Raw genomic sequence first — 12,980 nt, 5'->3', positions numbered from 1 at the left:
GTCGGCGATACCTGAGAGGGGGGCTTGGCAGCAGTGAATCGGATCTCAGGCTCGCCGGAAGCGGATCATGCCGCTTGAGTTGAAGTGTAGTGTCATATTTACGACGTAAAGGACTGTTTTTAAAATATTTTCATCATTTAGTTATATCGTTTATATCAATTTAAACTTAGCGCGCCTGAATTTCAGGCAATAAAAAACCCCGGGTTTTAACCGGGGTTTTTTGTGTTTCAGCGATCCGGGTCGATCAGGCAACCAGTGCCTGGCGAGTACGATCGATCACGGCCTGCAGCGGTTCTGCGCTGGAGTATTGATCGGGGTACAGGCGTTCGCTGTGACGAGCGATGCCGTGTTCGTTGACCAGGGTAAAGCTGAAGCAGCCTTTGCGAGCGGCCATGATCAGGCAGTTCATTGGTGCAAAAGCGTTGGTGAGGGTGCGAATGGCATCCTGAGTGTGGATTTGAGTGGACATATTATTGGTGTTCCTACAAATGACACGGTTAAGAACCGTGCAACGTTAAAACGTTCCAGTGACGCTGATCACCATTGATCAAGCGAAGAACCCGACTGGAACAAAGCAGCCAGTTTGAAGCGCTATTAAGTTGGCGCGCTTGGGCTGGCAGGTAGGTACTTAGGAGGGCAGGCAACACAACAGGGGCAAAGGTTCTGGGCCCGGGGTGAAGATCCTGATCAATTTGCAGGTTGGTTCGGTCAGCGTATGGAAACTTCGCGACACCCTTTGCATTGTTCAAAGGCTGTGTCGTCGCAAGTGATACCTGGAAACCATCGAGGTGGTCGATCCCTTTTTGTCGGCGGTGCCGTGAGGGAGTTGTTCGACCAGAATTGACTTTCAGCTTGGTACTAACGGCGCGGATAGTAACGGATTGAAACGTGGAAAGAAAGTGTGCTAGACAAAAAACTTTTCTGGCCTCGGTGCTTCGGTAACATTCCTGGGTCGGGGGCCGACAGAAAAACGCGGTGGATATAACCGCCAGGTGAGTAGTTGTGCACATTGGTTGCGCCCTGTGTAACCGTGCTGACATACACCGTGTAGTGCTCCCGGGTGCCTGCAACTAAAATTTAAGTCAATGAAAAATCGAGCTTTTTTTTATTGGTGAAAAAATCGTCAGTTTGACTGCGGCCCCCGTTCCATGGGCCTTTGCGGGAGTTACATAACGGTTGTCCACTGAGTTATCCACAGGTTCTGTGGATTGTCCCAAGCGCTTGCTCTAGAACGGGCGTGCAGGCTTTTTTCAGCTTTACCTGTACGAAAAAAAGAGTAGAGTGGCGCGCCTTCCGTTCTGTCCCACAGTGCTTTATGAAGTTTCGCTCAGTATCACCTTCTGTTACCGACAGCCCTCAGGTTGTTACCGCACCCAAGCGTTTTTCCCTGAAAGTTGCCTTGTGGTTGCTCGACAGCCCGCGCCTGGGCCACAGCCCCAACGTGAAGCATTTCGCGGGGCATTTGCTCAAGCAACCGGCGCGCGCTGGCGTGGTGGTGGCGCAGAGTCGCCTTGGCCAGTTGATGTGCCGCGAATGCGGCAACGCCCGGGACCGCCGCATCGGCCATGACCTGCTGCGCCAGGCTGCCCGCGCCGGCGACCGCATCGCCCAGCGTGAACTGGGCCAGATCGAAGACTGAGCTGTCCTCATTGCACAGGCTTGGTTAACCTTCTTCTTTTCGGGTGACGGCAGGAATCGCTATGGCTTTTGACTGGACCAGTGTTGTGCTGGGTCTCGCCGCTGCTGGGTTGCCGCTATTGGGCCTGTGCTGGCAGATCCAGCGAAAACTGTCTGCCCGAATGGCCGGCTGGGAATTGCTCGAAGAGCGCCTGGCCACCGCGCAACTGGCCCAGGAAGGGCTCGCCGCGCAGTTGGACGCCAGCCGTGACGAAATCAGCGACCTGAGCCAAGCCAACGCGGCCAAACAGGCCGACCTGGCGGCCGTGCGCCGCGAAGTTGAACTGCTGCAGATCGACCGCGACAACGCCCGCGACGCCGCCCACGCCTGGAACCTCGACCGTTCCTCCAAGGAAGCCGAACTGCGTCGCCTGGATGCCTTGGCCGCGTCCCTGCGCGCTGAACTGCGCGAGCAACAGGAAAGCCACCAGCAACGCCTCAACGACCTGCAAGGCTCCCGCGATGAACTGCGCGCGCAGTTCGCCGAACTCGCCGGGAAGATCTTCGACGAGCGCGAGCAGCGCTTCGCCGAGACCAGCCAGCAACGCCTCGGCCAATTGCTCGACCCGCTCAAGGAACGCATCCAGTCGTTCGAAAAACGTGTCGAAGAAAGCTACCAGAGCGAAGCCCGCGAGCGGTTCTCCCTGGCCAAGGAGCTGGAGCGCCTGCAACAGCTGAACCTGCGCCTGTCCGACGAAGCCACCAACCTGACGCGCGCCCTCAAGGGCCAGAAAACCCAGGGCAACTGGGGCGAATTGATTCTGGAGCGGGTGCTGGAACATGCGGGCCTGGAGAAGGGCCGCGAGTACCAGACCCAGGTCAGCCTCAAAGGCCCGGACGGCGAACGCTTCCAGCCTGACGTGCTGATCATGCTGCCGGGTGACAAGCAGGTGGTGGTGGATTCCAAGGTCAGCCTGACCGCCTATCAACAGTACGTGGCCGAGGACGACCAAGCGATCGGCCAGGCGGCCCTGAAGCAACACGTGCTGTCCTTGCGTAACCACGTAAAAGGCTTGGCCGGCAAGGACTACAAGCGTCTGGAAGGCTTGCACAGCCTGGACTTTGTCCTGTTGTTCGTGCCCATCGAAGCCGCGTTTTCGGCAGCGCTTCAAGCGGAGCCGAACCTGTTCCAGGAAGCGTTCGACCGCAATATCGTGATCGTCAGCCCGACTACCCTGCTGGCCACCTTGCGGGTGATCGACAGCTTGTGGAAACAGGAACGGCAAAGCCAGAACGCCCGGGAAATTGCCGAGCGTGCCGGTTGGCTCTACGACAAGTTCGTACTGTTTATCCAGGACCTGGACGAGGTGGGCAACCGCCTGCAACAGTTGGACAAAGCCTACAGCGCAGCGCGCAACAAGCTGACAGATGGACGCGGAAACCTGGTGAGCCGTACCGAACAACTGAAGCTGCTCGGCGCCCGCGCCAGCAAAAGCCTGCCGGCTGACCTGCTGGAGCGGGCAATGACCGATGAAGACGGCGTGGCGCAGTTACCGGAATAGTCACCGGCCCCTGTAGGAGCTGGCTTGCCTGCGATAGCATCAACTCGGTTTCACGTCAGAGACCGAGTCGCCTGCATCGCAGGCAAGCCAGCTCCTACAGTGGTCAGAGCGGCAGGTGCCGGCTCAACAACGCCCGCAACGCCGCCGGCTTCACCGGCTTGGCCAGGTAATCCAGCCCCGCCGCATGCACTTGGGCCACCATCTCCGGCCGTCCATCGGCACTGATCACCACGCCCGGAATCGGCTCTGCCAATTGCGCCCGCAGCCAGCCCATCAACTCGGTGCCGGTCTCCCCGTGGTCGAGGTGATAATCCACCAGGGCCAGTTGCGGCCGCACACCCTCCGCCAGCAGCGCGGCACATTGCGCCTGGTCGCGCGCGGTCCACACTTCACAGCCCCAGCGCGTCAGCAAACTGCGCATGCCGATCAGGATGCTTTCTTCGTTATCCACACACAGTACCTGGGCGCCACTCAACGGCTGGCCGTTTTCCGGTACCGGCTTGGCGGGGGCGCTGACCTGGCTGCGGGCCAACGGCACCCGTACGCTGAAGACGCTGCCCTTGCCCGGCCATGAGCGCACGCTCAAGCGGTGCCCAAGCACGCGGCACAAGCCGTCGGCAATCGCCAGGCCCAGGCCCAGGCCTTTTTCCGCGCGGGTCTGGTGGCTGTCCAGGCGTTTGAATTCCTCGAAGATGACTTTCTGCTTGTCCTGGGGAATGCCGGGGCCTCGGTCCCACACTTCCAGGCACAACTCACCACGCCGGCGCCGCACACCCAGCAGCACCGGCCCGTCGGCATAGCGGAACGCGTTGGTCAGGAAGTTCTGCAACACCCGCCGCAGCAACTTGATGTCACTGTCGACCCGCAAACGACTACCCCGCAGCCGGAAACGCAAACCCTGTTCCTGGGCCAGCGCCTTGAACTCGGCACCCAACGTATCAAACAGTTCGTTGAGCACGAAGGGCTGGCGCAGCGGATTGATCTTGCCGTTTTCCAGGCGCGAAATATCCAGCAGGTCGCTGATCAGGTCTTCCGCCGAACGCAGTGAACTGTCCAGATGCTGCACCAGTTGCCGGGCATCCGCCGACATGCCGTCGTTCTGGTGGGAGAGGGCGGCAGAAAACAACCGCGCGGCGTTCAGCGGCTGCATCAAGTCGTGGCTGACGGCCGCGAGGAACCGGGTTTTCGACTGGCTGGCGGTCTCGGCCACACCCTTTGCATCAGTGAGTGCGACGTTCAGTTGCGACAGTTCGTGGGTACGCTCGGTCACCCGTTGCTCCAGCCCTTCGTTGGCCTCGGTCAGCGCCTGCTCGGCTTCGCGGAACGCGGTGATGTCGGTGAAGCTCATCACAAACCCGCCACCCGGCATCGGGTTGCCGATCAACTCGATCACCCGGCCATTGGGAAACAGCCGTTCGGACGTGTGTGCGCGACCCTGGCGCATCCAGTGCAGGCGGCGCGCTACATGCACTTCTGCCTCGCCCGGGCCGCATAGCCCGCGCTCGGCGTTGTAGCGAATGATGTCGGCAATCGGCCGGCCCACACTGATCAGGCCTTCGGGGTAATTGAACAGCTCCAGGTAGCGTCGGTTCCACGCCACCAGCCGCAGGGACTGGTCCACCACGCTGATGCCCTGGGTGATGTTTTCGATGGCGCCTTGCAACAGCGCCCGGTTGAATTGCAGCACTTCCGACGCTTCGTCGGCGATGCGTACTACGTCCTCCAGCTGCATTTCTCGGCCTTCGATGGCGGCTTTCACCACCGCCCGGGTCGATGAAGCACCCAGCACACCGGCCAGCAAGCGTTCCGTGTGGGCGATCCAGTCGTTGTCGGCATTCTGGTTGGGGTTAAAGCCTTTGCCCTGGCGATAGGCAAAGCGCACGAAACTCTGATGCGCCCGTTCTTCGCCGACAAACCGCGCCGCCAGGCTGAGCAAATCGTTGATCTGCACCGAGAGCATCGAGCGGGCGCTGGCCCGTTGGCTGATTTCCTGGCCGATAAAACGCCCGGCCTGCCAATGCTCCGAGACCCGGGTGCGCGAGAGCATCGAGACCCAGACGAACAAGGTGAAGTTACCCGCCAGGGAAAATACGGTGCCCAGCGTCAGGGAGGTCACGGACAGACCCAGCGGGTGCGAATGCAGCCACGTCATGCCGGGGAAAAGGCTGAACGACCAGCCGAGACTTTTCGCAGTGACCGGCAGGACCAAGGTGTAGAACCACAGGAATGTGCCCGCCGCCAACCCGGCAAATACCCCGCGTCGGTTGGCCTGTTTCCAATACAGTGCACCCAGCATCGCCGGTGCCAGTTGCGTCACGGCAGCAAACGCAATCTGGCCAATCGTTGCCAGGCTGGCAGACGAACCCAGCAGCCGGTAACTGACATAAGCCAGCAGCAAAATGATCACAATGCTCACCCGGCGCACCGACAGCATCCAGTGACGAAACACCTCGAACGGCCGCTCGGCGCTGGAGCGGCGCAGCAGCCAGGGCAGCAGCATGTCGTTGGAAACCATGGTCGACAGGGCGATGCTCGCGACGATCACCATGCCCGTGGCCGCCGAGGCACCTCCGATAAACGCCAGCACGGCGAGGGCCGGATGGGCTTCGGCCAACGGCAGGCTGATCACGTAGGAATCCGGCAATACCGAGCCCGGCAGCAGCATCTTGCCGCCGAGGGCAATCGGGATCACAAACAGCGCCGCCAGGATCAGATAGGCCGGGAACACCCACTTGGCCAGGCGCAGGTCCTGCGGGTCGATATTCTCTACCACGGTCACGTGGAACTGCCGGGGCAGGCAGATGATCGCCATCATCGCGACGCCGGTCTGCACCACCATCGAAGGCCAGTTGACGGTCTCTTTCCAGTATTCCTCCAGCCGTGGCGCAAGCATTGCCTGGCTGAACAGGTCGTCGAAACCGTCGTACAGGCCGTAGGTCACAAACGCCCCGACGGCGAGAAACGCGAACAGCTTGACCAGGGATTCAAAGGCAATCGCCAGCACCATGCCTCGGTGGTGTTCCGTGGCGTCCAGGTTGCGGGTACCAAACACAATGGTGAACAGCGCCAGTACCAGTGACACGATCAGCGCCGTGTCCTGGGAACGGGTGCCGGTGGTATCGGCGCTGGCACCGATCAGCAGGTTCACCCCGAGCACGATGCCTTTGAGCTGCAAGGCGATGTAAGGCAGGACGCCCACCAGGCAGATCAGCGCCACCACCACCGCAAGGGATTGGGATTTGCCGTAGCGGGCGGCGATAAAGTCGGCGATGGAGGTGATGTTTTCCTGCTTGCTGATCAGCACCATCTTCTGCAGGACCCAGGGCGCCAGCACCAACAGCAGCACCGGTCCCAGGTAGATCGGTAAAAATGCCCACAATTGTTCGGCCGCCTGGCCTACGGCACCAAAGAAGGTCCAACTGGTGCAATACACCGCCAGCGACAGGCTATACACCCAGGCACGCATCCGCGGCGGCAACGGCGCATGGCGACGGTCACCGTAAAAGGCGATGGCAAACATAATGGCCATATAGGCCAGGGCAACGGCGGCGATCAGCCCGCTGGACAGCGTCATGAGAACTCCAGACATAAGAACGCCCGGGCATTCCCGGCCCGGGCGAACAGTCTCGCATGATGCTTGTCGTTAGTCAGTGTCGACCAAGGTCGGAGCGTGGTGTGATGTCGCAGCTTTTGCTTACGCGCTGAAACCACCGTCGATGGTCAGGCTGGCGCCGGTGATATAGCCGGCTTCAGGGCCAACCAGATAGGCGACGAAACTGGCGATCTCTTCCACATGGCCATAACGGCCTACGGCCATGAAGCCGATCAGGCTCTCGGCGAAATCACCGCTTGCCGGGTTCATGTCGGTGTCCACCGGGCCTGGCTGCACGTTATTGATGGTGATGCCCCGTGGCCCCAGGTCGCGTGCCAGGCCTTTGGTCAAACCCACCAGTGCCGACTTGCTCATGGCGTACGGGCCGCCACCGGCAAACGGCATGCGTTCGGCGTTGGTGCTGCCGATGTTGATGATGCGGCCACCTTCGCCCATGTGCCGCGCGGCTTCCTGGGTGGCGATAAACACGCTGCGCACGTTGATGGCGAGGGTGCGGTCGAAGTCTTCCAGTTTGAAATCTTCCAGCGGGCCCACGGCCAGCACGCCTGCGTTGTTCACCAGGATATCCAGGCGCCCGAAGGCGTTGACGGTGGCGTTGACGGCGCTGCGGATGGCGTCTGCATCGGCGCTGTCGGCATGAATCGCCAGGGCTTTGCCGCCTTCGCTGATCACGCTGTTCTGCAATTCCTCGGCCTTGGCGGCCGAGCTGACGTAGGTAAAGGCGACCGCTGCGCCCTGGGCGGCCAGGCGCTTGACGATGGCGGCGCCGATACCGCGGGAACCGCCCTGGATCAAGGCGACTTTGCCGCTGAGGTTTTGTGTGGTCATGTCGTTCTCCAAAAGGTGTGTTGAGGTTGGAGCCGAGTATCGACCTCACCCGGCGCGCCCGGTAGACCGCGATTGCTATAGTCTGTGTAAACCAAAAGTTTAGAGTGGGGCGATATGGAAAGCTTTGGCAGTATCGAATGCTTCGTGCGCAGCGCCGAAGGTGGCAGCTTTGCCGAAGCTGCCCGACACCTGAGCCTGACTCCAGCGGCTGTAGGCAAAAGCGTGGCCAAGCTGGAGGCGCGCCTCGGTGTGCGGCTGTTCCAGCGTAGCACCCGGCGTCTGACCCTGACGGAAGCCGGGAAGCTGTTCCTGGAGGAAGTCAGTGGCAGCCTCACCACCATTCAAAACGCTGTGGCCAATCTGGCCAGCGCTGAAGGGCGGCCGGTGGGTACGCTTAAGGTGAGCATGGGCACGGTGTTCGGCAACCGTTATGTGGTGCCGTTACTGGGGGAGTTTCTAAAGCGTTTCCCTGACATCAACCCCGACTGGCATTTCGATAACCGCCAGGTGGACCTGATTGGCCAAGGCTTCGATGCCGCGATCGGCGGTGGTTTTGAACTGCCCCAAGGCGTGGTCGCGCGCAAGCTGGCACCGGCGCACCGGATCTTGCTGGCTTCGCCGGATTACCTGGCCCAACGTAAGCCGGTGGTCGTGCCCGAGGACTTGTCGCTGTGCAACGGCATCCTGATCCGTTCACCGCAAACCGGGCGCGTGCGTTCCTGGCAACTCACCCACCGCACCCGCGAACAACGCCCGCTGGTGCTCAAGCCGCGCATGACCATGAGCGACTCCGGCGCCGCCTGTTGCGCCAGCGCCCAAGGCCTTGGCGTTGCGCTGGTCAGCATGCCGATGGCAGTTCCGTATCTGGACAGTGGCCAGCTGGTGCGGGTGCTGCCCGACTGGTACGTCGACGACGGCAATATCTCGCTGTACTACGCCGAACACAAACTGCTGCCCGGCAAAACCCGGGCGTTTGTGGAGTTCATCCTTGAGCAGTTTGTCGAGCGCCAGCTGGGGCAGCGGTTCAGTGCCATTTGAGTGATGGCGTTACACCGAGGCGTGGCCATCGCGGGCAAGCCCGGCTCCCACATTTGATCTGCGCCAGACACAGAAGTAGCGGCACACTCAGTCACTGTGGGAGCCGGGCTTGCCCGCGATGGCCACGACTCGGTCTTAACGGCGCCCCGGCCAACCGATGACTTTCTTCGGCCTCGGCGTGGCATACGTGCGGATCTTCGAGGTCGACAGCCCCAACCGCACCAACCCTTCGGCAATCGTCACCGCCGCCGTTACACCGTCCACCACCGGCACGCCTGTTCGGTGGCGAATCTGATCATCCAGCCCGGCCATGCCGCCGCAGCCCAGGCAGATCACTTCGGCCTTGTCTTCGCTGATCGCCAGCTCAGCCTGGCGCACGATGGCTTCCATGGCCCGCAGCGGGTCTTCTTCCAGTTCCAGCACCGCCATGCCGCTGGCGCGCACCGATGCGCAACGCTGATACAAACCCGCGAGTTTCAGCCGGTCTTCGATCAGCGGCACGGTGCGGTCCAGGGTGGTCACCACCGAATACGCATGCCCGAGGAACATCGCAGTGCTGGCGGCCGCTTCGGTGATGTCCACCACCGGCACGTTGAGCAGCTCCTGCAACCCTTCGCGGCCATGCTCGCCGTACCCGGCCTGGATCACCGCGTCAAACGGCTGGTCGTAGGCCATCACCCGGTCCATCACCGCGATGGCCGCCAGGTAGCTTTCAAAGTTGCCTTCCACCGACTCGGCACCAAAAAACGGGGTCAGCCCGACGATCTCGGTGCCGGGGGACGCCACCGCCCGTGCCTGTTTGGCGATGGCCTCGGTGATGGATTCGGTGGTGTTGACGTTGACCACAAGGATGCGCATGGAATGTCCTTACTTAATGACTGACGTTATCGACTGCAATGCTTTCGCCGCTCACATCGGCGTAATACGGCTGGCGCTTGGCAAACAGCAGGTACAGCAGCCCTGCAATACCGGCGCCAATCAGCCAGGAGAAGGGCGAGACGTGGGCAAAACCGGGCAGCAGGGCGAGGAGAATGGCGATCACCGCCGCAGGAATGAACGCCGCTACGGCGCGCAGATTGACGCCCCGGCTGTAGTAATAAGCGCCCTTCGGGTCTTCGCTATACAGCTGCGGCACATCCACCTGACTTTTGCGGATCAGCCAGTAGTCGACCATGATCACGCCGTACAACGGCCCCAGCAGAGCGCCCAGCCCCGAGAGGAAATACACGATCACCAACGGGCTGTTGTAGAGATTCCACGGCAGGATCAGCACCGCCACGGTGGCGCTGATCAGCCCGGCGCGGCGGAAGTTCAGGTACTTGGGCGCCAGGTTGCTCAGCACAAAGGCCGGCGCGACAAAGTTGGCCATGATATTCACCGCCACGGTCACAATCAGGAACGCCAGGCAGCCCAGCACCAGGAAGAAGGTGTTCGGAATTGCCGCGATGATTTCCGTGGGGCTCTCGATCACCCGGCCGTTGAGGTGGAACTGCCCGCCACACAGCAGCACGGTGATGGCGGCGAACACCAGGATATTCACCGGCAGGCCCCAGAAGTTGCCGACCTTGATGGTCTTGCAGCATGGGGAGGAGCGGGCGAAGTCGCAGAAATTCAGGATCAGCGTGCCGTAGATCGCCAGCCACAGCGCACCGCCGGCGAAAATATTGCGCCACATCTCGCCACCCGTCAGCGGTTCGCGGATCGACCAGGCGATCTGGCCGCCGGCCTGGAAATACATCCAGCCGGCCAGCGATGCCACGGTCAGCAAAATCACCGGCCCGGCGAAGGCTTCATAGCGGCGCACCATCTCCATGCCGTAGGCGAGGATGGCCAACTGCACAAACCAGATCGCCACGAAACACGCCCAGCCGAGGGTCGACAGGCCGAGGATCGCGTTGTGGTCGTAGTCGGCAAAACCAGGGTGAACCGCCGTCAACAGCACGCGGAAAACCACCGAGGCCAGGTAGGTCTGAATCCCGAACCAGGCAATCGCGATCACCGCGCGAATCAGCGCCGGAATCTGCGCGCCATGGATGCCGAAACTGATGCGGCTGATCACCGGAAACGGCACGCCGGTCTTCTGCCCCATATAGCCCGACAGGTTCATGAAGAAGTACACCAGCGCCGCGCCGATCCCCAGTGACAGCAGAATCTGCCAGCCACCCAGGCCCAGCGCATACAGGCCAATGGCGAAGGAATAGTTGGCGATGTTGTGCACATCGTTGGTCCACAGGGCAAAGATACTGTAGCGGCCCCAACGTCGACCTTCGGCCTTGGTAGGCGCCAGGTCCTTGTTGTGCAGACGCGGGCTGAGCACCAGCGGGCCGGGGCTCGTGGCCTCGGGGTTCAGGGAGGAGGAGGGCAGATCCAGTGCGATGTTATTGGAGAGACTTGTACGCATTCCGGCAGGCTCCTGGACATCAGCAGGCGGGCGGCTGATGTCAAAGTGTATGTATCTTTTTTATTAATTGTATACAAAGTGTGTTTTGCCTTAAGCCACATGCGTGCCAGATTTTCGCTTGGAAAAATGTCGGAGGATTTGGTTTTTAGAGTGATTGGAAATAAACAGCTGAATTTAAAGCGATATAAATTGACCGATTGAACAGCTATTTATTTTGTAGCGCAGGGACGGGACGGGATTTAAACGGTGGTACTACGCAGGAGGGTGTAACTTTTCGGTGCATGATTTTATAAGTGCACACAAAAATGGCACCGATGGTGACATTTCTGTGTACAGAATTTTGAGGCAGGCGTTACGCCTTGCTGATGATATTCCCGGCGTGCAACCCGCATTCCTTCTGGGTTGCTTCTTCCCACCACCAACGGCCTTCGCGTTCGTGCTGGTTCGGCAGTACCGGGCGGGTGCAGGGCTCACAGCCGATGCTGATAAACCCGCGCTCGTGCAGGCTGTTGTACGGCAGTTCCAGCATGCGGATGTAACCCCAGATCTCTTCGCTGGTCATCTGCGCCAGCGGGTTGAACTTGTACAGGGTGCGTTCAGGGGTGGAGAAGGCGCTGTCGATTTCCAGTGCGGCCACCTGGCTGCGGGTGCCGGGGCTCTGGTCGCGGCGCTGGCCGGTGGCCCAGGCGCTCACGCCGGACAGCTTGCGGCGCAGCGGTTCGATCTTGCGCACGCCGCAGCACTCGCCATGGCCGTCCTTGTAGAAGCTGAACAGGCCCTTTGCCTTGACGAAGGGTTCCAGCTTGCTCTGGTCGGGCGAGATCAGCTCGATGTCGATCTTGTAGAACTCACGCACCTGCTCGATAAACCGGTAGGTCTCCGGATGCAGGCGGCCGGTGTCGAGGCTGAACACCTTGACGTTCTTGTTCAGCTTCCAGGCCATGTCGACCAGCACCACGTCCTCGGCACCGCTGAAAGAGATCCACAGGTCGTCGCCAAACTGGCTGAATGCCAGCTTGAGAATGTCCTGGGCGGATTTGTTGGCATAAGTCGCGGCGAGTTCAGCGACGTCGAAGGCTTGGTTCATCAGGACGGTTCCTACAGGTCAATGGCGCTTAGCGCTCTATAGGAGGGCGATGGTAACAAAATCCCGCCTGCGTTGCGGCGGCCAGCGTGAATCGCTAGAGTTCGGCAGTCCTTTTGCTCGCTCAACTCAATAACTTTAAATGGGAGTGTCTTGTGGAAATTGCCTGTCTCGACCTGGAAGGGGTGCTGGTCCCGGAAATCTGGATCGCCTTCGCCGAAAAAACCGGTATTGAATCCTTGCGGGCCACCACCCGGGACATCCCCGACTACGACGTGCTGATGAAACAGCGCCTGCGCATTCTGGATGAGCACGGGCTGAAGCTGTCGGATATCCAGGAAGTGATCGCCACCCTCAAGCCCCTGGACGGCGCCATCGAGTTCGTCAACTGGCTGCGCGAGCGCTTCCAGGTGGTGATCCTGTCGGACACGTTCTATGAGTTCTCCCAGCCGTTGATGCGCCAACTGGGTTTCCCGACCTTGCTGTGCCATCGCTTGATCACGGACGAGAACGACCGGGTGGTGAGCTACCAGCTGCGTCAGAAAGATCCCAAGCGTCAGTCGGTACTGGCCTTCAAGACCCTGTACTACCGAGTGATTGCCGCTGGTGACTCCTACAACGACACCACCATGCTCGGTGAGGCGGACCGTGGGATCCTGTTCCACGCGCCGGAGAACGTGATCCGCGAGTTCCCGCAGTTCCCGGCGGTGCATACGTTTGAGGATTTGAAGAAAGAGTTCATCAAGGCGTCGAATCGACAGTTGAGCCTGTAAGTTATTTGGCGTGGCTGATGGTCCCATCGCAGGCAAGCCAGCTCCCACATTTTGAATTGTGAAC

Annotated in this window: 10 protein-coding genes; 4 read left to right on the top strand and 6 right to left on the bottom strand. The window is 60.5% G+C overall.

The window, feature by feature from the left end; genetic code table 11:
* Window positions 1-244: 244 nt before the first annotated feature.
* A complete protein-coding gene (locus V3W39_RS04420; RefSeq protein WP_003214941.1) occupies window positions 245-469 on the bottom strand; it encodes a hypothetical protein in 225 nt (74 codons plus the stop codon).
* Window positions 470-1,315: 846 nt separating this feature from the next.
* Here V3W39_RS04420 and V3W39_RS04415 point away from each other — a divergent pair.
* Window positions 1,316-1,639: a hypothetical protein gene (locus tag V3W39_RS04415; RefSeq protein ID WP_026078187.1), complete on the top strand. Its 324-nt coding sequence runs from the start codon at window positions 1,316-1,318 to the stop codon at window positions 1,637-1,639.
* Window positions 1,640-1,814: 175 nt separating this feature from the next.
* Entirely contained in the window at window positions 1,815-3,179 is a 1,365-nt protein-coding gene (gene rmuC / locus V3W39_RS04410; protein ID WP_330212321.1) for a DNA recombination protein RmuC, read from the top strand.
* A 103-nt stretch (window positions 3,180-3,282) separates the two neighbouring features.
* Here the strand turns inward: rmuC and V3W39_RS04405 are convergent, their stop codons facing one another.
* Both V3W39_RS04405 and V3W39_RS04400 read right to left on the bottom strand, forming a co-directional pair.
* Window positions 3,283-6,753: a hybrid sensor histidine kinase/response regulator gene (locus V3W39_RS04405; RefSeq protein WP_330212249.1), complete on the bottom strand. Its 3,471-nt coding sequence runs from the start codon at window positions 6,751-6,753 to the stop codon at window positions 3,283-3,285.
* A gap of 120 nt (window positions 6,754-6,873) precedes the next feature.
* Window positions 6,874-7,620, bottom strand: a complete 747-nt coding sequence (locus V3W39_RS04400; RefSeq protein WP_330212248.1) for a 3-oxoacyl-ACP reductase family protein — start codon at window positions 7,618-7,620, stop codon at window positions 6,874-6,876.
* Between the two features lie 114 nt (window positions 7,621-7,734).
* Between V3W39_RS04400 and V3W39_RS04395 the strand changes: the two genes are divergently transcribed.
* Window positions 7,735-8,658, top strand: coding sequence for a LysR family transcriptional regulator (locus V3W39_RS04395; RefSeq protein ID WP_177044783.1), 924 nt, complete (start codon window positions 7,735-7,737; stop codon window positions 8,656-8,658).
* Between the two features lie 135 nt (window positions 8,659-8,793).
* Here the strand turns inward: V3W39_RS04395 and V3W39_RS04390 are convergent, their stop codons facing one another.
* From V3W39_RS04390 to V3W39_RS04380, 3 genes are all read right to left on the bottom strand, one after another.
* Complete coding sequence (locus tag V3W39_RS04390; protein ID WP_177044781.1) at window positions 8,794-9,516, bottom strand: aspartate/glutamate racemase family protein; 723 nt, start codon at window positions 9,514-9,516, stop codon at window positions 8,794-8,796.
* Window positions 9,517-9,529: 13 nt separating this feature from the next.
* Window positions 9,530-11,059, bottom strand: coding sequence for an NCS1 family nucleobase:cation symporter-1 (locus tag V3W39_RS04385; RefSeq protein ID WP_330212247.1), 1,530 nt, complete (start codon window positions 11,057-11,059; stop codon window positions 9,530-9,532).
* A gap of 352 nt (window positions 11,060-11,411) precedes the next feature.
* Window positions 11,412-12,146 carry a phosphoadenylyl-sulfate reductase gene (locus V3W39_RS04380; protein ID WP_177044777.1) on the bottom strand — a complete coding sequence of 245 codons (735 nt, stop codon included), beginning with the start codon at window positions 12,144-12,146 and terminating at the stop codon, window positions 11,412-11,414.
* A gap of 152 nt (window positions 12,147-12,298) precedes the next feature.
* Here V3W39_RS04380 and thrH point away from each other — a divergent pair, with 152 nt between their 5' ends.
* A complete protein-coding gene (thrH, locus tag V3W39_RS04375) occupies window positions 12,299-12,916 on the top strand; it encodes a bifunctional phosphoserine phosphatase/homoserine phosphotransferase ThrH (RefSeq protein WP_010176441.1) in 618 nt (205 codons plus the stop codon).
* The last annotated feature ends 64 nt before the right edge of the window (window positions 12,917-12,980 follow it).

It is taken from the genome of Pseudomonas sp. Z18(2022), from assembly GCF_036346535.1.
GTDB classification, from domain to species: Bacteria; Pseudomonadota; Gammaproteobacteria; order Pseudomonadales; family Pseudomonadaceae; genus Aquipseudomonas; species Aquipseudomonas yamanorum_A.
This window is presented reverse-complemented; position numbering and strand designations above follow the sequence as displayed.